Origin of the sequence: Gilliamella sp. B2887, assembly GCF_026537015.1 — a bacterium.
GTDB lineage: Bacteria > Pseudomonadota > Gammaproteobacteria > Enterobacterales > Orbaceae > Gilliamella.
Genome location: NZ_JAFNMX010000003.1, coordinates 138,653 through 161,155, shown reverse-complemented (window position 1 = coordinate 161,155; position 22,503 = coordinate 138,653). Strand labels below are relative to the sequence as shown.

The window sequence follows — 22,503 nt, the reverse complement described above, 5'->3', positions numbered from 1 at the left end:
ATAATAATCTATTGTGTCTTGTTATGATAACGTTTATACGCTTGTTTAAAATGATCTTCCACTATTTCATTAGGTTTTTTATCAAAAAGACTAAAAATCATAATACCAATAGAGGCAAATAAAAATCCAGGAATAAGCGAATAAAGATTAAACCAATTAAAATTAATCCAAAGCAATACAGTTACTGCACCAATTATCATACCAGCTAATGCACCATTACGTGTCATACGTGACCAAAAAACAGAAAATACAATAATAGGTCCAAATGCTGCACCAAAACCAGCCCATGCGTGACTGACCAAATCAAGTACACTGTTATTTGGATTAATTGCTAATAATATTGCGATAATTGATACAATTAGTACCATTATACGCCCTACCCAAACAAGCTCTTTTTGTTTTGCTTTCGGTCTAAAAAATGCACGATAAAAATCTTCTGTTAATGCACTTGAACAAACTAATAACTGGCAACTTAGAGTACTCATAACCGCAGCTAAAATAGCTGCCAGCAAAACACCTGCAATCCAAGGATTGAAGAGTAATTTTGACAATTCAATAAAAATACGCTCATGTTTACCATTATTGATCAGATAAGATAAATCAGGATGATGGGCAAAAAACGCAATACCAAAAAAACCAACAGTAATTGCGCCTCCTAAGCATAAAAGCATCCATGTCATACTAATTCTACGAGCATTTTTCATCACATCATGGGAGTCTGCAGCCATAAATCTAGCTAAAATATGAGGTTGCCCAAAATATCCAAGCCCCCATCCCAATAGTGAAATAATAGCGACAAAATCCATATGAGCAAATAAATTAATGTAATTAGGATTAAGCGACTCAATATAATTCATTGCATCAGTAAATCCACCTGAGTTTATCATAACCATGATTGGCGTTAAAATAAGTGCAAACATCATTAAACTAGCTTGAATCGTGTCAGTCCAACTTACTGCTAAAAATCCACCAATAAATGTGTAAGCTATCGTTGCTCCAGCACCGGCTAACATAGCCCACCCATAACTCATACCAAATGTACTTTCAAACAATTTCGCTCCCGCAACAACACCGGAAGCGCAATAAATAGTAAAGAAAATAAGAATAATGATAGCTGAAATAATACGAAGTAATGAGCTTTTATCATCAAATCGACGAGCAAAGTAATCGGGTAAAGTTAAAGAGTTATGGTTAATTTCGGTAAAAACACGCAGTCTCCCAGCAATCAGTAACCAATTAAGATATGCACCAATTATTAAACCAATTGCAATCCAGCTTTGTGAAATACCAAATAAAAAAACAGCACCAGGAAGTCCCATCAACAACCAACCACTCATGTCAGAAGCTCCAGCAGAAAGTGCTGTCACCACGCTACCGATACGACGTCCACCTAATATATAATCACCAAAGTTTTGTGTTGCGCAAAACGCAAAAAAACCAATTGCAATCATTCCTAAAATGTACACAGCAAAGGTGACAATCATTGGTAACGACATTTTTATAATATACCCTGTAAAATGAAATTAAAAATAGTTGGCTAGCTTATCATAAAAAGCTTATGCTAAAAAGCAGGCTATTTATGGATATCTGTAAGCAAGAAATAAAAGATAACTTAATGCTAACATTAAGAATATTCAACTTATATAATAATAGCTATGTTTCTTTCATAGGTATGGGCTATTTAAAAACTCAATTTAACTTACAGATAAACCCTAAATTAAAGTATATAATAAACGGTAAATTACTTTTAGATATAACTATTTTGTGAAACAATTAACTCGAATTCAAATTTTAGAAAGACTGAAAGAACACATTAAAGATCCAACAACGGAGCTTGTATACAAGACTCCTTTTGAATTACTTATTGCGGTTGTACTTTCAGCTCAAGCTACTGATATTAGTGTCAATAAAGCAACAAAACCATTGTTTTCTGTTGCCAATACTGCTGAACAAATTTTAGCGCTTGGCGTTGATAAATTAAAAGACTTTATTCGCACAATTGGTCTTTATAATAGCAAAGCGGAAAACATCATAAAAACATGTAAAATATTAGTGGATAAATATCAAGGTCAAGTACCAGAAAACTTTGATTCACTTATTGCATTGCCTGGTGTTGGCCGAAAAACTGCAAATGTAGTATTAAATACTGCTTTTGGTTGGCCAACAATTGCGGTTGATACCCATATCTTTCGTGTCAGTAATAGAACAGGTTTCGCACCAGGTAAAACAGTAGAAGCTGTTGAAGAAAAATTATTAAAAGTTGTACCGGAAAAATATAAAATTAATTGCCACCACTGGTTAATTCTACACGGTCGTTATACTTGTATTGCCAGAAAACCTAGATGTGGTGCATGTGTAATTGAAGATCTGTGTGAATTTAAAGAAAAAATTTACCCTGAGTAAAAAATAATGCTAGATAAATATAAATTAACCCAAGATGATATCAACTTATTTAAAAATAGCTTTGGAGATGCCAAAAAGTTAAAACAAGATACTGTGCTACACAAACCACAAAAGCGTTCACAAAAAGTAATAGAAATCCAAAAACAGCAATATGAAAAAATTAATGCTGAATTTTATTTTTCTGACGATTATCAACCACTATTACAAGAAGATCCCATTCGATATAGTAGAAAAAATGCTGATCCTAACGAAGTTAAAAAATTACGACGCGGTTTTTATGAGCCTGAATTTTTTTTAGATTTACATGGCTTAACACAACAAGAAGCCAAAAAAGAGATAGCCGCGCTTATTGCAGCTTGTTTGCGAGAAAAAAATCCTTGTGCATGTATTATGTATGGACATGGAAAAAACATATTAAAAAAACAAACACCAATGTGGCTTGCACAGCACCCAAAAATTCTTTGCTTTCATCAAGCACCAAAAGAATTTGGGGGCAATGCTGCGTTACTTATTTTATTAGATATCAATGATGAATTAGCAAATAATTAATCATTGCCAATTAAAACATTTGAATATATATCAAAATCTCGCCAAATTTTTATCACTAATGCTCTACTTGCAATATTTACAGTTGTATAAGTATATTACTAATGAGTAACAATAAATTATGTAGAGATTCATCATATATTATTCACAAGAATTATAACGATGATTAATTACTGTCATATAACGTATATGAATATTTTAAAAATAATTAAAATTGAATAATAAGGTATGAATACTTTATATTGAAAATGTGTCTTAGAAATAGAAATTCAATATCAATATACGATAACAAATATAATTTAATATTATGAAAGCAAAAAAGCCAGCCTAGATAAGCCAAGCTGGCAAACATTGGAAGCAATGTGAGCAATGTCATACTTTATTAGAAATCTTTCAGAGTTCTAATAAAGCACAAATTAATGATAATGATTCTCATTATTAAAAGCAAGCGTTTTTTTGGACTTTTTTAAAAATAAATTTTCCATACATTATTTTAAAAAAAGATTAATATCCAACCAAATAAAAAAGAAACGAAATGAGTAGAGGCGGTTGCCTCTACTTGTAATAGATAATTTTATAAAGTAGCTAAATTTGATAGAATGTAGAATAGAGTACAAACTTTCTTATTTTTGATAAATGAATTCAATACCCTCTTCATCACTTTCGTCCCAATCATCAAAATCATCATCAAAAGCTTCATCTATTACTTGTTGGTGATAATCATCCCACATAAATTCTACTTTTTCAGCTGATGATTCTTCTTGTTCAGCTTCACGCGGATGAGCATTCATGTATTCCATCAAATCCCAACAAAGAGCTTTTACTCCTTCATGTTTAACTGCAGAAATAACATAAAATTTGTCTTGCCAATCAAGTGCTTTAGCAATTTCTCCTGCACGTTTAGCACTCTCTTCAGCACCCAACACGTCCATTTTATTAAATACTAACCAACGTGGTTTATTGGCTAATTTTTCACTATACTGATGTAATTCCTGGATGATTACTTTTGCATTTTCAATAGGATCAGATCCATCTATGGGAGCAATATCAACCAAATGAACTAATACACGGCAACGTTCAAGATGTTTTAAAAAACGAATACCAAGACCGGCTCCATCTGATGCGCCTTCAATTAAACCTGGAATGTCAGCAACAACAAAACTTTGTTCATTATCCATTCTTACTACACCCAAACTTGGAACTAAAGTTGTAAATGGATAATCAGCAACTTTTGGTTTAGCGGCAGAAACTGAACGAATAAAGGTTGATTTACCCGCATTTGGTAAACCTAACATTCCCACATCAGCAAGTAACAATAATTCCAAAAGCACATCACGCTTTTCACCTGGAGTTCCATCGGTTTTTTGTCTTGGCGCGCGGTTTACAGATGATTTAAAACGGGCATTACCCAAACCATGGAATCCACCTTTAGCAACTAATACTTTTTGTTGGTGGTGTGTTAAATCACCGATAATTTCACCAGTGTATTTATCGGTAATACGTGTTCCTACTGGTACTTTAACAGTAATATCTTTGCCTCGTTTACCTGTACAATCTGAACCTTGACCGTTTTGTCCGCGTTCTGCGCGATAATTTTTTTCAAATTGAAAATCAACCAATGTGTTTAAATTTTCATCGGCAATAAAAAATACATCACCTCCATCGCCGCCGTCTCCACCATCAGGACCGCCTTTGGGTATATATTTTTCTCGACGAAAACCCACACAACCATTTCCACCATCACCGGCCTCTACTCGGATTGAAGCTTCATCAACAAATTTCATTATTCTTCCCCTTTTTCCGGTTAATTAGCCAACCTTTTCTTGGATGCCAAATATGGTGTCCAATAGTTGCAAACATAGCACCTGCAACAACAGATATTGCACCAATATAACCTAAAATATTTAAATATTGCATAGCAAATTTTTCTGGCCAAATTAACGCAAACAAATCGGAAAAGATTAGTGCAAATAATGGCGTTAAAGTTGTTATAGCGCTAACTTGTGCTGCTTGCCAGCGTTCCATGGCCATCACTAATGCACCATAAGCAATAATGGTATTTAAACCACAAAATATGATAGCAAACAATTGTGTACCGTCGGCATTAGCTATAATACTCGGTGATGCAAAAGGCCATAAAAAGACAGCACAAATAAGGTAAATTAACCAAAGTAACTGTTCCGCACGTAATTTTTGCAATAAAACTTTTTGAGCCAGCGCATAACCTGCCCATGAAACCGAAGCAAGTAAAGCGAGCCATACGCCAATGCCATAAGTAGACATATTAGCAAAAAGATCAACAATATTTTTATTAAAAAATAGCCCTAATCCAATCAACAATATTGTTATACCAATAATTTGCGTTGTTCTTAACCTTTCTTTAAAAATAAATGCACTTGAAATCATAAATATTACAATACCCATTTGACCAACAACTTGAGCTGTTGTAGCACTAAGATACTGCACTGCTGTAGCAAATAATGCAAAATTACCTAATAAACCAAAACCTGCAACCATCAACAAAATAAAACGACGACGTTTTTTAAAAATGGCTAAATTTGGAAATTGTTTTTTAAATGCAAGCCAAATAGTAATACCAATTGCCGAAATAGAAAGTCGTGACCATGCTAAAGTTAATGGGTCAATAACGACTAACGCATATTTCATTGCAATCGGCACAACGCCCCACATCACCGCAGTTAATATGGCCAACGCAAAACCTAATTTTACATTTTGCTGTTTTATCATATTGCAACTAATTTATAAGAATTTCAAGAAATGAAAAAAGCCCCACAATAACTGTGAGGCTTCTATAACTTCCAAACCGTTTTTAATTAACTGTTAGCAATTACACTAACATAACGACGGTTTTTAGGCCCTTTAACTTCAAATTTTACTTGTCCATCAATCAAGGCAAATAGAGTATGATCACGACCACAACCTACGTTAGTGCCTGGGTGGAATTGAGTTCCACGTTGACGAACTAGAATATTACCAGCAAGAACTTCTTGAGAACCATAACGTTTAACACCTAAACGTTTACTCTGGGAATCACGACCATTACGTGATGAACCACCTGCCTTCTTATGTGCCATTGTTCGATACTCCTATTAAGCGATTGCAGTGATCTTCACATCAGTAAACCACTGACGGTGACCTTGTTGTTTACGATAATGTTTACGACGACGGAATTTAACAATCTTCACTTTATCGCCGCGACCATGTTCAACAATCTCTGCTTTAATTGTTGCACCTTCAACAAACGGAGCACCAACTTTGATGTCTTCACCATTTGCTACCATTAAAACTTTATCGAAAACAACTTCCGCACCTGTTTCGACTTCAATTTTTTCCAAGCGAATGACTTGTCCTTCGCTAACTCGGTGTTGCTTACCACCACTTTGGAAAACTGCGTACATACTTAACTCCGCAATAAAAAACAGACGATTATTTGATTGAACATAGATGTCTGTATGATTAATCTTATAGGGCGTGAATTTTACGCAAAATTTATTCTTGTTGCAAGCGCTGTTTAGTAAAAGATCGCAAAAAGTTACAAAAAAGATCTGAGGTATACTGTTTTCACGTTACAATAATTATAAATTATTATTTATTTGAAATATTTGCAATCCTATAGAGTTTCAATATGTCAGGAAGAAAAGTTGGCTACAATGCCTCTATTACTAGTCGCTTAACACTACTTATGTTCATTTTAGGCAGTATTGCATTAGTAGCACTATCACTATCAATTAGAATCGCCAATGATACTAAAGGTAGTGCTTATATGATTAATCAATTAGGGCTACTTAGAATGAAGAGTTATCAACTTTTGACAATTATTCCAGTGCACCAAAATGATCATAATCGTCTTAATATTTTTGTAGATTTATCTTCCTCAAAACAATGTTTACAACTATTTGAGCATTATGGCTTAACCAATGAATTCAACCAATTAAAATATGAGTGGATGAGGAATATAGTACCAAAAATACAACAAGCCCAAAAAAGTGATGAAGTAAAAAATGATATAGATAACTATGTTGATCTCACTAATAACTTGGTACACAAAATTGATCTAAAAACGGAAAAGCAAATCCATTATATTTTTCAGTTACAATTAGTATTTATTGTCATCATTATAATTTCCTTAATTATCCAAATTTACTATTTACGCCGCTACATTTTAGTTCCATGGCAAAAACTCATTGATATGGCAGAAGCCATTTCAAAGCATAACTTCAGCGAACGTTTTAATATTCAGAAAAAAAAGAATGAATTTGATTTACTTGGGTTAGCTTTTAATAAAATGTCAGAACAAATTGAATCACAATATTTATTACTTGAACAGCGCGTTACCGAAAAAACTTCTGAATTACAAAAGACCAATCAAATTATTTTATTTCAATATTATGCAACCAAGCAACTGCATACTTCAGAACCACTATGTGAGCGTTTTCTTAAAATACTACGAGAATTAGAAGAATTGGTACCCCTAACTCAATTTCAAATTCGTTTTTATGAATCTAATAATCCAGAACATTATCAACAAATCAGTTATGATAACCAACAAAAATTACCCTATTGTCTTAATCCCAAATGTAATGCTTGTTTAACTCCCTCAAAAATCTATCAAAAAAATGGGATTCAACGCCTTTGGTATCTTCAAGAAAATGGTGAAAAATATGGCGTTTTATTTGCTATTCAACCATCTAACATCACATTAAGCATTGAGCAAGAAAATCTAATTACTGGATTAATTGAACAAATGACCACAGCAATTATGCTTGATAGACAAATTGAAAAGCAAAAACAATATTTGTTAATGAAAGAGCGTTCGGCAATGGCGCGCGAACTTCATGATTCGATAGCCCAATCGCTATCTTGTTTAAAAATTTATCTCAGTTGCTTACAGATGCAATCTGACTTGAATTCACCAACCAGCGCTGATCTACTCACGACTATGCGCAAAGAAGTGAATGTTACTTACTCTCAACTAAGAGAGTTAATTACCTCTTTTCGTTTACGTCTAAATCAAACAGGATTTTATGCAAGCTTAATCGAGTTAGTAGAAGAGTTTAATGACAAATTAAAATTCAATATTCAACTTGAATATCAATTGCCTTTAAATATCATTAATAGCAAATATGCTTTTCATTTATTACAGTTTATTCGTGAAGCACTGAATAACGTATATAAACATGCAAAAGCTTCCTGTGTAATAATAAAATTAGAAATGGATAATAATCAAATTATTACACTAAATATAAAAGACAATGGGATAGGCTTTCAAAATCAAATTAAACAAGATCACCATTATGGTCTTATTATTATGCGAGATAGAATTGAGATATTAAATGGTAATCTAATTATTGATAGTAAACCCAATAAAGGAACACAAATTGTGGTAACATTTAAAGCTATGAAAGCCATTCCATTAAAAATAGTAGAAGATTAACCAATGGAACAAATTAAAAGTTCAATATTACTTATTGACGATCACCCTATGTTACGAAATGGTGTAAAGCAATTAATCCACACCGTCAATCATTTTGAAATAGTTGATGAAACAGGGTCAGGAATAGAAGGAATAAAACTGGCTGAAGAGCTTGATCCAGATATTATATTACTTGATATTAATATACACGATGTTAATGGTTTAGATATTCTTCGAAATTTACGTGAAAAAAATATCTCAAGTCGTATCATTATTTTTACCGTATCAAATGCAAAAGAAGATATTATTACGGCTCTTAAAATAGGTGCTGATGGTTACCTATTAAAAGATATGGAACCAGAAGATTTTCTCAAAGCGTTACAAGATATTTCAATTGGAAAAGTAATAATGGATGATACAATTTCGCATATTATTCTTAATTATATGCGTCATGGCGAAGAATCGACAACCAAACCGATCCATGATGTCAGCCTTCTCACCCCTAGGGAGCATGAAATATTTCATCTATTAGTGCAAGGACTATCCAATAAACTAATAGCCAAAGATTTAGATATTGTCGAAAGTACAGTAAAAGTTCATATCAAAAGCATATTCAAAAAACTTAACTTCAAATCTCGCATGGAAATGACAGTATGGTATTTACAAAGTAAGGAATAACTCAAGTAATGAAAACAAATAGATTTAATTTATATAGAACAACAATTATTGAAAATCAATTCGTTACAGTTTTTAAAAATAAAATAATCTATAAATAACAGACAAGTATATGACTAACAGGTAACATTTACTTGCCTATTAAAGTTAATGATTAGAAAACCAATTTAATTTTTCACGCAGTGCAACCACTGACCCAATAAAAACTAGACTCGGACTTCGTGCTTGCAAAGCCAGATTCGCTAAATCGTTCAATAAACCAGTAATGACTCTTTGCTTAGTACTTGTTCCCTCCTCGACAATTGCAATAGGTGTTTGAGCATTCATACCATGTTTAATCAATTGATTCCGGATGTTTTCCGCTTGAGAAAGCCCCATATAAAAAACTAAAGTTTGTTTTTCCGCCGCTAAGCTCTGCCAATCCAAATGATCTCCATTTTTTAAATGCCCTGTAACCAAACGTACGCTATGTGCATAATCACGATGTGTTAATGGTATACCACTATATGCAGAACAACCAGAAGCAGCAGTTATACCGGGCACTACTGAGAAAGGGATATTAGCATTAAATAATGTTTCAAGTTCCTCTCCACCACGACCAAAAATAAAAGGATCTCCCCCTTTTAAGCGTACTACACGTAATCCTTTTTGAGCTTGTTCTAACAAGATTTGGTTAATTTGTTCTTGTGAAACACAATGATATCCCACCCGTTTACCAACAAAAATACGCTGAGCATCGCGACGAACAAGATTCATAATTTCATCTGATACTAATCGATCATAAACTATGATATCAGCTTGTTGAATTTGCTGTAGTCCTTTTAATGTTAATAAGCCAGCATCACCTGGCCCTGCGCCAACTAAAACAACTTCTCCGCGATCATCAAGTGACATATTAAATAATTCACTAGTTAATAATTCAATACGTTCTGAATCATTATTTGCAATAGCTTGTGCTAACCTATCATGGGTAAATAACTTTTCCCAAAATCGGCGACGTTCTGTTAATGTTTTATAACTTAATTTGACTTTATTACGTAAATAACCAGCATATTTGGCTAATTTACCTAAATGTTGTGGTAAAATAGCCTCTAATTTTTCACGTAATAATCGTGCTAAAACGGGAGCATGACCCGCAGATGAAACCGCTACCATAATTGGTGAACGGTCGATAATTGAAGGCATAATGAAGCTAGCATTTTTAGGAGAATCAACCACATTACAAAAAATACGTCGATTTTCGGCTTCAATACTTACTTGTTGGTTAGTTTTGTCATTGTCAGTAGCAGCAATAACCAACCATTTATCATCAAGTAATTGAGCTCTAAATTCATCTTGAACTAAAATTAATTGCTTTTGATCTTGCCAACACAAAAATTGTTGGCTAAAAGTGACCGCATTAACAGTAAGATTAGCCCCAGCCTCAAGCAACAAACGAGCCTTTCGTTCAGCAATTTCACCCCCCCCAACCAACAAACAATTACGATTTTGTAATTTACAAAATAAAGGAAAATAATCCATAACTCTGTCATTCCTGTACTTTAACTATGTAATTGGTACTAAGGACGTTCTGATTTAGGTGTTGCATACCAATATCCTAACCCCATAAAAATAGCACCAGAAACAATATTACCCAATGAAACCCATAATAAATTATGACCTATATCAGCTAATGTGTAATTATCACCATGGTTACCAAACCAAGATAAAGAAAAAAGTGTCATATTGGCAACAGAATGTTCATAACCACAAGCAATAAAAGCCAGTAAACACCACCAAATAGCAATAAATTTTGCAGATCCTTCAACGCGATTTGCCATCCAAATAGCTAAACATACTAACCAGTTACATAAAATACCACGAAAAAATAAAGCACTAGCTGGCGCTGATGTTTTAGCTAACGCTGCACCATGTACTAAACTGGTATCAGTTGATAATAAAGGAGTTGCAGCATAGAAGTAAATTAATGAAACAAAAATTGAACCTAGCAAATTGCCTAACCAAGTTTGCGGTAATACAAACCACATCTGTTTATGAGTAATGCTTTTACATTTCACACCAAAGGTTAAAAACATGGTATGACCCGTAAATAATTCAGAACCAGCAATTATGACTAACGTTAAAGCAATCCCAAATGTTGCCCCCATTAATAATGGTCTTAAGGCAGGATCAATTAAATTACCAAGCGTAAAAATAAGAATAATACCAAGCCCAACATATGCGCCAGCCATAGCTGAACTTAACCAAAATCCGAATGGATTAAATTTTGCAAATTGAACAATGCGTGCCGCATTAGCGGCACATTTATTGATAGTATCGCTATACATAACAAAGTTTTCCCTTTAAATAAATTTAATCCGCTTTTACTTGTACAAAGCCATCATCATTCACTTTCACTTCATAGTGAGGGATACAATTATTTTCATCATCATAACAATAGCCATCTTTTAATCGAAAACGTTGTTTTTTTAGTGGACTAGCAACCCATAAATCATCATCATGCTGACCAATAATGCCACGTGACAACACACTAGCATGAGCAAAAGGGTCAATGTTACTTATCGCATAAAGTTTGTTGGAATGGTAAGGTCGAAAGATCGCTACATGTGTTCTTCCAACTAACGCACAAACACCTGCTCCAGGCAGTATATTATCTATTTTACAAACAGTTACCCAATCCGTCATATTATTGCTCCTCAAATATTGCATAGCGTTCTTGTAAACTTGCTGGGCGATGTTGATTTCGCTCAGGAATAAACTGAACATTTTCATCTCGTTTGTTGCTATTGATAAAGTGAGCAAATCGATATTGATTTTCCGGATGTTCAATTGTCTGCTTCCATTCACATACAAATAAACTGCGTAAACGAGTCATTTCTGTTTCTAGGTCATCATTAATACCAAGTTTGTTATCAATAATCACACTACGTAAATAGTCAACACCTCCTTCCATATTTTCAAGCCAAACAGACGTACGTTGTAATTTATCTGCGGTACGAATATAGAACATAATAAAACGATCGAGATACTGAATTAATGTAGCTTTATCTAAATCGGCCGCCAGTAAATCAGCATGACGAGGCTTCATTCCTCCATTACCACAGACATATAGATTCCACCCATTTTCAGTAGCAATCACACCAATGTCTTTACTCTGTGCCTCTGCACATTCACGAGTACAACCTGATACTCCTAATTTAAATTTATGGGGAGCACGAATGCCTTTATAACGATTTTCCAACTCCACGCCAAAACTAACGCTATCTCCTACACCAAAACGACACCATGTGCTACCGACACAGGTTTTTGCCATCCGTAAGGCTTTAGCATAAGCATGACCACTTTCAAATCCAGCATCAATTAGCTCTTTCCAAATAGCCGGCAAATCATCTTTTTGCGCACCAAAAAGACCAATACGTTGTGAACCAGTAATTTTAGAGTAGAGATGATATTTTTTAGCTATCTTTCCGACGGCGATCAGTCCTTCAGGCGTAATTTCTCCACCTGCACTACGAGGTATAACTGAATAAGTACCATTTTTTTGAATATTACCGAGAAAGATATCATTACTATCTTGCAGAGGGATCAAATCTTGACGCAAAATATAATCATTCCAACATGAGGCTAATAACGAAGCTATCGTTGGTTTGCAAATTTCACAACCATAACCAATACCATATTTTTTTATCACCTGCTCAAATGTTGTCATCCCTTCAACTCTAATCAGATGATATAGTTCTTGGCGAGAATATTTAAAATGTTCACAAAGTGCATGACTGACTTCTATACCTTGTTTTGCTAATTCCGTATTGAGAATTTGTGTAACCAAAGGTATACACCCTCCACAACCTGTACCAGCTTTAGTTTGAGCTTTAATCGCAGCTACAGTATGGCAGCCTGCATTAATGGCATTAATGATTTTTTCTTTAGTAACATCAAAGCAAGAGCAGATTTGAGCTGAATTTGGCAACGCATCGACACCCATTGTTGGTTTAGAACCAGTATATTCTGGCAAAATCAAAGTATCAGGGTGTTCAGGTAGATCCATGTTATTGAGCATCAATTGTAATAAATTACTGTAATCTGCCGTATCTCCCACTAAAACAGCACCCAATAATTTTTTATTATCATTAGATACAACTAATTTTTTGTAAACAGGGATAGTTTCATCTAAATATACATAACTACGGTTACCCACAGCTTTAGCTTTGGCATCGCCAATACTTCCAACATCAACGCCCATCAATTTTAGCTTAGCACTCATATCAGCACCCTCAAATGAGGCACTGCCACCAAGCAAATGTGCAACAGCAATTTGAGCCATTTTATAACCAGGAGCCACTAAACCAAAAATTTTGCCTTGCCAACATGCACATTCGCCAATAGCATATATATCAGGATCGGACGTTTGACAATAATCATTGATTACAATGCCTCCACGGTCACCAATGTCTAACTGACAATCGCGCGCTAACTGATCATTTGCACGAATGCCAGTAGAAAAAATGATAAAGTCGATTTCTAGCGATGAACCATCAACAAATTTCATTACTTTACCTTTTGGTGTATGCAAAATTTCTTGGGTGTTTTTGCTGGTATGTACACTAACCCCCATTTCTTCAATTTTATGGCGCAATTGTTCACCACCCATCACATCAAGCTGTTCAGCCATTAAAACGTTGGCGAACTCAACTACATGGGTTTTTATACCTAAATTTTTAAGCGCTCCGGCTGCTTCAAGTCCAAGCAAACCACCTCCAACTACGGCCCCAGTTTTGCAATGACGAGCACATTGTGCAATAGCGTCTAAATCTTCAATAGTACGATAAACAAAACAATCAGATCCATCAGCACCTTTAATTGGTGGAATCCAAGCATATGAACCTGTCGCTATCACTAACTTGTCGTACTCAACAATTCGCCCAGTTTGTGAATACACTTGTTTAAGCTGACGATTGATTAAAATCACACTTTCATTTAATAAAACATTGATGTGATTTTCTTCATAAAATCCATCACGAACAAGCGATAATTCTTCGGCAGTAAAGCCAGAGAAGTAAGAAGAAAGGTGTACCCTATCATAAGCGACTCTAGGTTCTTGACAAAAAATTGTAATATTGAATTGATCAGACTGTATTTTGTCGATAATTTCTTCGACAAAATGATGTCCAACCATCCCATTACCAATGATAACGAGATTGGTTTTACTCATACTAAAGCTCCAATTTATTCTAATTTAAATAATCAATTTTGATACTATCCACATTGTATGAAACTTTATACGGAATATAATTACTCTCAAGGGTTACTACTTTAGTAGTAATCTCAAATAATATTATTTAAATACATTATGTTATTTATATTTTATATTTAAGTAAAATTAAAAATGTTACAGCCCCTTTGAAAACAGGCTTGTTAATTAGTCATTAACAGATATAAAAAAATCAAATAAAAAATGATTGCCAATTAAGATTAAACCAGTATAATTAGCCGACTAAATAAATTGAGTAATGATAATTGAATTACAAGTTAAGAAAGCTTCCATCTCGTGAGACATTAGCACGAGCACAAAGATTTAATGATGATATTATCGACGTATCGGGTATTGACCTAGTTTTAAGTTTGATAACAACAGCTGATTTGATTCGTTCAAATATTTATGCACAACTTACTAAAGATTATGACGTTTCTGAAGGTAAGTTTGCTTTGTTAATGTCATTATATTCTGAAGGTGAAACCAGTGCTGGCGAACTTGCACTACGTATAGGAGTAACTCCAGCAACCGTATCAGTTATGGTCAAGCGAATGTTGACCACATCCAATCCATTAATATCCATGACAAAAAACGAGGAAGATGGTCGTTCACGTTTGATAACTTTGACAGAAGCTGGAATAACACTTATTCAAAATGCATTACCCGATCACCTTAAATCGATTCGTACTTTTGCACAGGTACTAAACTCGCAAGAACAAGAATCTTTAATACTTATGTTACGTAAATTATTACGAAATAACTGACTTCAATGAAAATTGAAGTCGTTCTTTTTAATTAAATACTTAGCTGACTAAATAAATGGAAAATAAGCTATATATGAAAAAAAATGTCAAAATTCCGGTTATCTTTTTACTTCTCCTATTTGTTGGATCGTTTTTAATCTTTTTGGGCTCTCGAAATGATGCGGTAACGGTTGCTAAAAGCATTAAATCAGGCGTGTTAACGGCTGATGAAATTAATGTGGCTTTTCAGAATGTAGGAGGTAAAGTCATTAAGCGATTTGTAGAAGAATCACAAATGGTTAAAAAAGGGGATCCTTTAATGCAATTAGAGGACGTCGATACAAAATTAGCAATTGATCGATTACAAGCATTGGTTGATAGTCAAAGAGCTGCGGTCAATCAAGAACAAGCTGCAATTGAAATCACAGAAAATGAAACCAATCTTTCTGAACTATCTACTTGGCGAAAAATAGAAGAAGTAAAAGCAAGCTTAGAATCGGCAAAATCTGCTAGAAATTTAGCTAGCACTGAGTTTGATCGGCAAACACAATTACGTAAAACAGGTGGAAATTCACAATCTCAACTTGATAATGCTCGTAATACTTTTATTGGAGCAAAAATGCAAGTTGTCCAAATTGAAAGCCAGCTATCGACATTAATGATTGGTGCTACATCAGAACAAGTCAGCCAATTTGAGAAAACGCAAAATGCCACTGGCATGTCACTACAATCAATTACAATTGCCAGACAAAAGCTTAAAAATCGCCAAAATCAATTAGCACAACTTAAAGCACAGTTAGCTCAAGGCGAAGCTGATTTAAAACAGTTGCAAATTAATTATCAACGACTGACGTTAAAAGCACCTGAAGATGGTAAAGTCTTAAAACTGATGTTTGAAGATGGTGAATTGGCACCAACAGGCGCACCCGCTGTATTATTAGAAACTGATCGTAAATATATCGATATTTACGTGAATGAAAAAATGGTTAATAACTACCAACCAGGTACAACTGTTAAAGCAAATGTGATTGCTTTGGATAAAAAAGTAAAAGGTAAGGTTCGTTTTGCTACAGCAGCACCATCTTTTGCTGATTTACGCATGACTCGAGAACGAGGTCAAGCCGATTTAACGTCTTATCAGGTCAGAATATATATGGAATCCATTCCAAAACTATTAACCGGAATGACACTTGAGGTTGAACAATGATGCAAAACATCATTAAATCTATTCAAGAAGAGCTTGATGCAATGTTATCAGGCTACTTTATCCCGTATTACAAGGTTGCTATAGGGTTAGCCGCTATTGTTGCGCTTATTTTTTCTATAGTACTAAGCCATAGTTCGGTATTTGAAGGAAAAATTGCAGTTATTGACCTTGATGGTTCTAATTATTCGACTGAATTAATTAGTAAAATAAATACGTCTTCTTACATTGAAGTTTCGGAAGTAATCAGATCGCCGGTTAACCCTATAACTTTAGTTTCTCATGACCGTAATTTAGGAGTGTTATATATTCCTAAAGGGTTAGAAAAGAGTTTAAAAAAAGGGGATCAAACTGTTCGTTTAGGTTACTTTGCTGATGATACGAATGAAGCCCAAAATGCTAAAGTACTTCAAAATCTCAACGAATATATACCTGAATTAGGTGCAGAACTAAGTGTGGGTAAAGTTTCTTCATTAGGGTTTGGTCGAGAAGGTACCGAAGCAACCTTATCACCTATGCAGCTAAAATCTCGTAATCTATTTAACCCAGCAAGTTCATCAACGATTTCTACCATCATCTATTTTGTTTACTTTTTCTCATCTTTAACATATGGATTAACATCATTGATGATTATAGGTCGTTTAAAAGTTACTGGCATGTGGAATACCGTTTTAGAAAGAGGATTTGTCGCTTTATTGGCAAGAACAATACCTTATGCATTGTTTTATACCACCGGATTAACATTGATTACCGCAGTACTAGTTTTATTTGGACAACTGCGTTTTGATGGTAATTATTTCGTATTTGTACCTAGTATATTTATGACAGGGCTAGCATTTGGTTGGTTAGGTTTTTTACTCTCCTGGAAAACAAATAATCCAGGTGAAGGTGCAAGTAAAATGGTATTTTTAGTACCTCCAGGTTTTATTATGGGGGGATCAACAATGGCTGTTGGTATTATGCCAATATGGGCTTATTATGTTAGCCACGCCTTTCCTTTAGTTTGGTTATTCCGTTTTTTCCGAGATATCGCTATGCGTGGGCGTTCACTCATTGATATGCTGTCCACTTATGGAATGTTTATTATTTATTTAACTGTTATTGCATTTGTGGTAATGATAGTTTTTAACCAAGTTAAAAAATCTACTTCTCAGCCGGAATTGAATTAAAAAATCCAGTTATTGAAACTATAAAATGGTTTCAATAACTTTCTCACACTAATTTTTTCCTCTAATCATTTTTACATTAAATCTGCCCAAAATGAGTATTATTTTAAATCAAATTACCAAATTTGTGATAAACATCACTTTATAAAATGAAATTACGTACTTTCATTTCTGATTCAAAAAATTTTTAATCATTATTTATTTTTTTGTTAACTATTTGAATAAGAATAATAATTATTATTTATCTGAAATATAATTTTATTTTCATTCTTTCACTTATTTTCAAATGAAATGATTTTTTGTTTTTTTTAAGCAAAATCCATTTTGTGACTTATTTATCATTTTTCAGTCCCTTACATATGTTCAAATCTAATAACAAAATGAAAGGTTAACAAGTTACAACTTTATGACTAATGAAATCATGAACACTTTACAGCGTCGAGAAAAAATTATTCATGTACTCGGTAAAGAAAATACCGTATCAGTAAATAAGTTAAGTAAACTTTTTAATGTTTCTACCGTCACAATCCGTAATGATCTTCGCCACTTAGAGCAAAAAGGCTGCGTATTACGTTCTTATGGGGGAGCAATGATAAATAAAACTTTCGCTTTTGATAGACCTTTATTTGATAAAAGTCGCATAAATTCAATAATAAAAAATAAGATTGCTAAAAAAGCTGCCAATATGGTAAATGATGGCGATAGAATTATTCTCGATTCAGGCTCAACAACCTCTGCAATGGTGCCATATTTAGGTAAAAAACAGAATTTAATCGTTTTTACAAATGCGATTAACATTGCTTACGAATTAACCATCAATACAAATATAGAAGTGATCATAGCTGGCGGTAATATTAGAAACAAGGCTTACTCTATTTCAGGTCCAACCGTTGAGCAACAATTAAAGATGTACCACTTTAATAAATTATTTTTAGGTGTTGACGGATTTGATCTCAATGCAGGTATTACAACTCCCAATTTTGGTGAAGCTTCGGTTAATAGAGCAATGTGCCAAGTTTCTGAACACATTATTGCAGTAACAGATTCAACAAAGTTTGGTCGGAAAAGTTTCTGCACGATAGAAAAAATTCATCTTATTCACACAATAGTGACTGATTCAAAAATTTCCAAAGATCATTTAATGCAATTCCATTCATTAGGTATTAACGTGGAAATTGTAGATATATAGATGATCTTATTTTTAACCAAATGATCACTCAAAGGTAGGATCTAAATTATGCAAAAGTACTTAAATTATTCACTAGATTGGCTTAAAAAGCACGGTGCAGAACATACTGCTAAAGAAATCTGTCAACAACCTAAAATTTGGCGTGATTTACTACAGTTAATTGATCGAAACAGAACCCAACTACAAACATTTTTAAAACCTTTGCTGTCTGATCCGAGTTTAGAAATTATTTTGACTGGAGCTGGATCATCGGCTTTTGGTGGTGTTGCTCTTGCGCCGTGGTTAAGGGAGCATACTCATCGAAACGTGCATGCCTATGGCACAACGGAAATTGTTGCTGACCCACTACAATATTTTTCACCAAATAAAAAAACGTTAATGGTGTCATTTGCTCGTTCGGGAAATAGTCCTGAAAGTGTGGCAACGGTTAAATTAGCCGATCAATTAATTTCTGATTGTTATCACTTATTTTTAATATGTAACCCAAACTGTGCTTTAATCGATTATGCAACATCTAACAATTCATCAAATCGTATTCTTCAACTAGTCATGCCAGAAGGAGCTCATGATTTAGGTTTTGCTATGACCTCAAGTATTAGTAGTATGATGCTTGCAGCATTACTCCTTTTGGGAAATATTGATCATGTGATGGCACATAAGGCTGTAATGGAAATTGCTCGTGTCTGTGAACAAAAAATAGAAAGTTGGCAGCAAATAACTAAACAATTAGCACATAAAAACCATGAAAGAGTTATTTATATCGGTAGTAGCTGTTTTATTGGTGTCGCTCAAGAGTCTGCATTAAAAATTCTTGAACTAACAGCGGGTAAAATAGTTTCTCGATTTGATTCAATTTTAGGTTTACGTCATGGTCCTAAATTTATGATTAATTCACAAAGTTTAGTTGTTTGCTTCTTCACTAATGAACATTATACACATCAATATGATACTGATTTATTTAATGAATTAATTAATGACCATATCGCAACCGATGTGTTTGTATTATGCGGAAAAAGTAGCAGTAATAAACAAAATATACTTACAGTAAATGGAGATTATTCAGATTGCTGGCTCATCTTCCCATACCTTATTTTTTCCCAAATGCTTGCATTTGAAAAATCATTAAATAATGGTTTAACACCTGATAATCCTTGTCCAACAGGTGAAGTTAATCGAGTAGTAAAAGGCGTTACTATTTACCCATTTAATCAAATTTAGGGTATCCAATTATCACAAAACAAAGGATGTAAAACGTATGAACATTCCGAATATTCTTATGACGCGCATTGATAATCGCTTAGTTCATGGTCAAGTTGGGGTGACTTGGGTCAATGCACTTGGAGCTAATTTATTATTAGTTGCTAATGATAATGCAGCACAAGATCCTGTACAACAAAATCTTATGGATATGGTTATTGCAGAGAGAATACAAACCCGTTACTTCACTTTACAAAAAACCATCGACATTATTGGGAAAGCAGCCGAACGACAAAAAATATTTATTGTTTGTAAAACACCACATGATGTTTTAACTCTCGTTAAAGGAGGCGTACCAATCAAATTTGTTAATGTAGGTAATATGCATTTTTCAGAAGGAAAAAAACAAATTCATAAAACAGTATCTATTGATGAAGAAGATATAGCTGCTTTTAAAGAACTTGAAAAATTAGGTGTAAAATGTGAGATTCGCCGTGTGCCAGATGAAGCTGGTCAAAAAATAATAGATCTACTTGATTAATCCTAATACGGGAGCAAACTATGGTAATCGATGCAATATTAATTGGACTACTAGCAGGTATTGCTGGTGTAGATTTATTTGATGGGCTAACTCATTTACATAGACCTATTGTAATTGGTCCTTTAGTTGGATTGATCTTAGGTGATATAAAAACAGGGTTATATGTTGGAGGTTCATTAGAGCTAGTTTGGATGGGAATGGTACCATTAGCAGGAGCGCAACCACCTAATGTTGTCATTGGCGGAGTAATTGGTACAAGTTTTGCAATTTTAACTCATGCCGATCCTAAAGTTGCCATTGGTATTGCCGTACCATTTGCTATAACGGTACAAGGTTGCATTACTATCTTATTTACCATCTATTCACCAATGATGCACAAATGTGATCGCTATGTTGATCAACTTAATTTTAAAGGTATTGAATGTGTCAATTATCTTGGCATGATTATCCTGTTTTGCTTTTATTTTATTGTCGCATTTTTACCAATTTACTTTGGCGCTGATATGGCAACAGATTTAGTAAAAAAATCACCACAATGGTTACTTGATGGATTGAGCATTGCTGGTGGGATGATGCCCGCAATCGGTTTTGCTATGTTAATGAAAATTATGATGAAAAAAACATATATTGCTTATTTCATTCTAGGTTTTCTTAGTGTGACATACCTTAACTTACCAATTTTAGCAATTACATTAGGTGCTTTAGCAATAGCGATGATTGATTTCTTTAATGATAGCCAAGTCAATAACGATAATAACAAATCAGTACAGGCAAGTTCTGTAGAGGTGGAAAATGGTATTTAATGACGAAAATGACAGCAAAATGGCAGCAAAAGCAGAAAAACGTATGGAACAATCATTGTCAACAAGCAAAGTATCAACTGATACTTATATTGATCAAAGTCAAAATGTAACATTAACTAAAGTTGACATTAATCGAATGGCATTTCGTTCCTTAGCTTTACAAGCCTCATTTAATTATGAACGTATGCAGGCTGGAGGTTGGCTTTATACTATTTTGCCTGCACTACGTAAAATTCATAAAAACTCAGATGACTTAAAAAACTCAATGCATATGCACATGGAGTTTATAAATGTCCATCCGTTTGATGTTACCTTTTTATCTGGTTTAGTTTTAGCAATGGAAAAAGGTAAAGAAAATATTTCATCAATACGTTCAATTAAAGTTGCTTTAATGGGACCTTTAGGTGGTATTGGAGATGCACTATTTTGGTTAACATTGTTACCTATTTGTGCTGGAATTGGTGCTTCATTAGCACTAGAAGGTAGTTTTTTGGGACCAATAATATTTTTATTAATATTTAATTTAGTCCATTTCGGATTACGTTTTGGTCTTGCTCATTATGGTTATCATGCTGGTACTAGCGCATTACCTTTATTAAAAATTCATACAAAACGCATTTCACATGCAGCATCAATCATCGGTATGACAGTTATTGGTGCATTAGTGGCTTCTTATGTACATCTATCCACACCATTAGAGATCAATGCTGGTAAAGCACATATTGCTCTACAAGCCGACGTATTAGATAAACTCATGCCAAATTTATTACCGTTAGGATTTACATTATTTGTCTATTATTTAATGAAACGTAATTTCTCGCCTGTAAAATTAATCGGTTTAACAGTGGTAATTGGCATATTTGGTAAATTAGTTGGTTACTTATAGAGGTTGATTATGTTAGGTGTTATTTTAACAGGTCATGGTGGCTTTGCCACTGGTCTTTATGAAGCTGTAGTACAAATCATTGGAAAACAAGCACAGTTTACTGCGATTAACTTCCCAGATGGGATGAGTACTAAGATACTAGAACAACAACTCACTGATGCCTTAAAAAAGTGTGATAAAGGTGATGGTGTAATATTTTTTACTGATATCTTAGGAGGCACTCCATTTCAATTAGCCGCACGGTTAAACTATCAATTTAATCATGTTGAGATAATTAGTGGTACAAATTTACCAATTTTATTAGAAATGTTATTACAACGTGATGAATTAGATGCTGAAAATTTTCGTCTGAGAGCATTAGATATTGGTAAATCTAGCATAACCAGCTTATGGAGTGAAAACCACAGAAAATCAATTGATAAAAAGGAATATTCAGATGGAATTTGAAAAAATATAGGCAAG

Annotated in this window: 22 protein-coding genes; 13 read left to right on the top strand and 9 right to left on the bottom strand. The window is 33.9% G+C overall.

The features are described from left to right. Positions 1–8: 8 nt before the first annotated feature. Positions 9–1,502: a sodium/proline symporter PutP gene (putP, locus tag J3U13_RS04165; RefSeq protein ID WP_416380253.1), complete on the bottom strand. Its 1,494-nt coding sequence runs from the start codon at positions 1,500–1,502 to the stop codon at positions 9–11. 262 nt (positions 1,503–1,764) lie between these two features. Here putP and nth point away from each other — a divergent pair, with 262 nt between their 5' ends. Both nth and smrB read left to right on the top strand, forming a co-directional pair. Then, positions 1,765–2,403, top strand: a complete 639-nt coding sequence (gene nth, locus J3U13_RS04160; RefSeq protein WP_267340336.1) for an endonuclease III — start codon at positions 1,765–1,767, stop codon at positions 2,401–2,403. Positions 2,404–2,409: 6 nt separating this feature from the next. Next, positions 2,410–2,952 (top strand): endonuclease SmrB, encoded by a 543-nt coding sequence (gene smrB, locus J3U13_RS04155; protein WP_267340335.1) that lies wholly within the window; start codon positions 2,410–2,412, stop codon positions 2,950–2,952. 620 nt (positions 2,953–3,572) lie between these two features. Here smrB and cgtA read toward each other — a convergent pair. The 4 genes from cgtA to rplU all read right to left on the bottom strand — a co-directional run bounded on the left by cgtA (position 3,573) and on the right by rplU (position 6,368). Then, positions 3,573–4,733, bottom strand: a complete 1,161-nt coding sequence (gene cgtA, locus J3U13_RS04150) for an Obg family GTPase CgtA (protein ID WP_267340333.1) — start codon at positions 4,731–4,733, stop codon at positions 3,573–3,575. Beyond that, positions 4,720–5,697: a DMT family transporter gene (locus J3U13_RS04145; protein ID WP_267340332.1), complete on the bottom strand. Its 978-nt coding sequence runs from the start codon at positions 5,695–5,697 to the stop codon at positions 4,720–4,722. The genes cgtA and J3U13_RS04145 overlap by 14 nt, the downstream gene beginning before the upstream one ends. Positions 5,698–5,783: 86 nt before the next feature. Next, complete coding sequence (gene rpmA, locus J3U13_RS04140) at positions 5,784–6,044, bottom strand: 50S ribosomal protein L27 (RefSeq protein ID WP_025314437.1); 261 nt, start codon at positions 6,042–6,044, stop codon at positions 5,784–5,786. A 15-nt stretch (positions 6,045–6,059) separates the two neighbouring features. Further along, positions 6,060–6,368: a 50S ribosomal protein L21 gene (rplU, locus tag J3U13_RS04135; RefSeq protein WP_267340331.1), complete on the bottom strand. Its 309-nt coding sequence runs from the start codon at positions 6,366–6,368 to the stop codon at positions 6,060–6,062. A gap of 227 nt (positions 6,369–6,595) precedes the next feature. On the opposite strand from rplU, the gene narX reads away from it, so the two are divergent. Continuing rightward, entirely contained in the window at positions 6,596–8,404 is a 1,809-nt protein-coding gene (gene narX / locus J3U13_RS04130; protein ID WP_267340329.1) for a nitrate/nitrite two-component system sensor histidine kinase NarX, read from the top strand. A gap of 3 nt (positions 8,405–8,407) precedes the next feature. Then, positions 8,408–9,061: a two-component system response regulator NarL gene (narL, locus tag J3U13_RS04125; RefSeq protein WP_267340327.1), complete on the top strand. Its 654-nt coding sequence runs from the start codon at positions 8,408–8,410 to the stop codon at positions 9,059–9,061. A 144-nt stretch (positions 9,062–9,205) separates the two neighbouring features. Here narL and cysG read toward each other — a convergent pair whose 3' ends face one another. The 4 genes from cysG to nirB are packed head-to-tail and all read right to left on the bottom strand — an operon-like array spanning position 9,206 to position 14,270. Continuing rightward, on the bottom strand, positions 9,206–10,579 hold the full coding sequence (gene cysG, locus J3U13_RS04120; RefSeq protein WP_267340325.1) for a siroheme synthase CysG: 1,374 nt from the start codon (positions 10,577–10,579) through the stop codon (positions 9,206–9,208). A gap of 38 nt (positions 10,580–10,617) precedes the next feature. Next, positions 10,618–11,385, bottom strand: coding sequence for a nitrite transporter NirC (gene nirC / locus J3U13_RS04115; RefSeq protein ID WP_267340324.1), 768 nt, complete (start codon positions 11,383–11,385; stop codon positions 10,618–10,620). A 25-nt stretch (positions 11,386–11,410) separates the two neighbouring features. Continuing rightward, positions 11,411–11,743 carry a nitrite reductase small subunit NirD gene (gene nirD / locus J3U13_RS04110; RefSeq protein WP_267340323.1) on the bottom strand — a complete coding sequence of 111 codons (333 nt, stop codon included), beginning with the start codon at positions 11,741–11,743 and terminating at the stop codon, positions 11,411–11,413. A 1-nt stretch (position 11,744) separates the two neighbouring features. Next, the gene (gene nirB, locus J3U13_RS04105; protein WP_267340322.1) at positions 11,745–14,270 is read right to left on the bottom strand and encodes a nitrite reductase large subunit NirB; all 2,526 of its coding nucleotides are present in this window, start codon (positions 14,268–14,270) and stop codon (positions 11,745–11,747) included. Between the two features lie 305 nt (positions 14,271–14,575). On the opposite strand from nirB, the gene J3U13_RS04100 reads away from it, so the two are divergent. The 9 genes from J3U13_RS04100 to agaF all read left to right on the top strand — a co-directional run bounded on the left by J3U13_RS04100 (position 14,576) and on the right by agaF (position 22,488). Then, positions 14,576–15,076, top strand: coding sequence for a MarR family winged helix-turn-helix transcriptional regulator (locus tag J3U13_RS04100; protein ID WP_267340321.1), 501 nt, complete (start codon positions 14,576–14,578; stop codon positions 15,074–15,076). Positions 15,077–15,149: 73 nt separating this feature from the next. After that, positions 15,150–16,262 carry an HlyD family secretion protein gene (locus J3U13_RS04095; RefSeq protein WP_267340319.1) on the top strand — a complete coding sequence of 371 codons (1,113 nt, stop codon included), beginning with the start codon at positions 15,150–15,152 and terminating at the stop codon, positions 16,260–16,262. Next, positions 16,259–17,428, top strand: coding sequence for an ABC transporter permease (locus J3U13_RS04090; RefSeq protein ID WP_267340318.1), 1,170 nt, complete (start codon positions 16,259–16,261; stop codon positions 17,426–17,428). Before J3U13_RS04095 ends, J3U13_RS04090 begins: the two co-directional genes overlap by 4 nt. 403 nt (positions 17,429–17,831) lie before the next feature. Then, complete coding sequence (agaR, locus tag J3U13_RS04085) at positions 17,832–18,614, top strand: transcriptional repressor AgaR (protein WP_267340317.1); 783 nt, start codon at positions 17,832–17,834, stop codon at positions 18,612–18,614. A 48-nt stretch (positions 18,615–18,662) separates the two neighbouring features. Then, positions 18,663–19,832: an SIS domain-containing protein gene (locus J3U13_RS04080; RefSeq protein ID WP_267340315.1), complete on the top strand. Its 1,170-nt coding sequence runs from the start codon at positions 18,663–18,665 to the stop codon at positions 19,830–19,832. A 37-nt stretch (positions 19,833–19,869) separates the two neighbouring features. Beyond that, positions 19,870–20,352, top strand: a complete 483-nt coding sequence (agaV, locus tag J3U13_RS04075; protein ID WP_267340314.1) for a PTS N-acetylgalactosamine transporter subunit IIB — start codon at positions 19,870–19,872, stop codon at positions 20,350–20,352. A gap of 20 nt (positions 20,353–20,372) precedes the next feature. Then, complete coding sequence (gene agaW / locus J3U13_RS04070) at positions 20,373–21,155, top strand: PTS N-acetylgalactosamine transporter subunit IIC (RefSeq protein ID WP_267340313.1); 783 nt, start codon at positions 20,373–20,375, stop codon at positions 21,153–21,155. Then, positions 21,145–22,041 (top strand): PTS system mannose/fructose/sorbose family transporter subunit IID, encoded by an 897-nt coding sequence (locus J3U13_RS04065; RefSeq protein ID WP_267340311.1) that lies wholly within the window; start codon positions 21,145–21,147, stop codon positions 22,039–22,041. The genes agaW and J3U13_RS04065 overlap by 11 nt, the downstream gene beginning before the upstream one ends. A 9-nt stretch (positions 22,042–22,050) precedes the next feature. Beyond that, on the top strand, positions 22,051–22,488 hold the full coding sequence (agaF, locus tag J3U13_RS04060) for a PTS galactosamine/N-acetylgalactosamine transporter subunit IIA (RefSeq protein ID WP_267340309.1): 438 nt from the start codon (positions 22,051–22,053) through the stop codon (positions 22,486–22,488). Positions 22,489–22,503: the final 15 nt, after the last annotated feature.

What these genes read in the sequence shown, in the direction of transcription:
- rplU (WP_267340331.1), bottom strand. Translation starts at nt 6,368, where the DNA reads ATGTACGCAGTTTTCCAAAGTGGTGGTAAGCAACACCGAGTTAGCGAA.
- agaR (WP_267340317.1), top strand. Translation starts at nt 17,832, where the DNA reads ATGACTAATGAAATCATGAACACTTTACAGCGTCGAGAAAAAATTATT.
- agaW (WP_267340313.1), top strand. Translation starts at nt 20,373, where the DNA reads ATGGTAATCGATGCAATATTAATTGGACTACTAGCAGGTATTGCTGGT.
- J3U13_RS04065 (WP_267340311.1), top strand. Translation starts at nt 21,145, where the DNA reads ATGGTATTTAATGACGAAAATGACAGCAAAATGGCAGCAAAAGCAGAA.
- agaV (WP_267340314.1), top strand. Translation starts at nt 19,870, where the DNA reads ATGAACATTCCGAATATTCTTATGACGCGCATTGATAATCGCTTAGTT.
- J3U13_RS04090 (WP_267340318.1), top strand. Translation starts at nt 16,259, where the DNA reads ATGATGCAAAACATCATTAAATCTATTCAAGAAGAGCTTGATGCAATG.
- narX (WP_267340329.1), top strand. Translation starts at nt 6,596, where the DNA reads ATGTCAGGAAGAAAAGTTGGCTACAATGCCTCTATTACTAGTCGCTTA.
- cgtA (WP_267340333.1), bottom strand. Translation starts at nt 4,733, where the DNA reads ATGAAATTTGTTGATGAAGCTTCAATCCGAGTAGAGGCCGGTGATGGT.
- agaF (WP_267340309.1), top strand. Translation starts at nt 22,051, where the DNA reads ATGTTAGGTGTTATTTTAACAGGTCATGGTGGCTTTGCCACTGGTCTT.
- J3U13_RS04145 (WP_267340332.1), bottom strand. Translation starts at nt 5,697, where the DNA reads ATGATAAAACAGCAAAATGTAAAATTAGGTTTTGCGTTGGCCATATTA.
- smrB (WP_267340335.1), top strand. Translation starts at nt 2,410, where the DNA reads ATGCTAGATAAATATAAATTAACCCAAGATGATATCAACTTATTTAAA.
- nirB (WP_267340322.1), bottom strand. Translation starts at nt 14,270, where the DNA reads ATGAGTAAAACCAATCTCGTTATCATTGGTAATGGGATGGTTGGACAT.
- rpmA (WP_025314437.1), bottom strand. Translation starts at nt 6,044, where the DNA reads ATGGCACATAAGAAGGCAGGTGGTTCATCACGTAATGGTCGTGATTCC.
- nirD (WP_267340323.1), bottom strand. Translation starts at nt 11,743, where the DNA reads ATGACGGATTGGGTAACTGTTTGTAAAATAGATAATATACTGCCTGGA.
- J3U13_RS04080 (WP_267340315.1), top strand. Translation starts at nt 18,663, where the DNA reads ATGCAAAAGTACTTAAATTATTCACTAGATTGGCTTAAAAAGCACGGT.
- narL (WP_267340327.1), top strand. Translation starts at nt 8,408, where the DNA reads ATGGAACAAATTAAAAGTTCAATATTACTTATTGACGATCACCCTATG.
- cysG (WP_267340325.1), bottom strand. Translation starts at nt 10,579, where the DNA reads ATGGATTATTTTCCTTTATTTTGTAAATTACAAAATCGTAATTGTTTG.
- J3U13_RS04095 (WP_267340319.1), top strand. Translation starts at nt 15,150, where the DNA reads ATGAAAAAAAATGTCAAAATTCCGGTTATCTTTTTACTTCTCCTATTT.
- nirC (WP_267340324.1), bottom strand. Translation starts at nt 11,385, where the DNA reads ATGTATAGCGATACTATCAATAAATGTGCCGCTAATGCGGCACGCATT.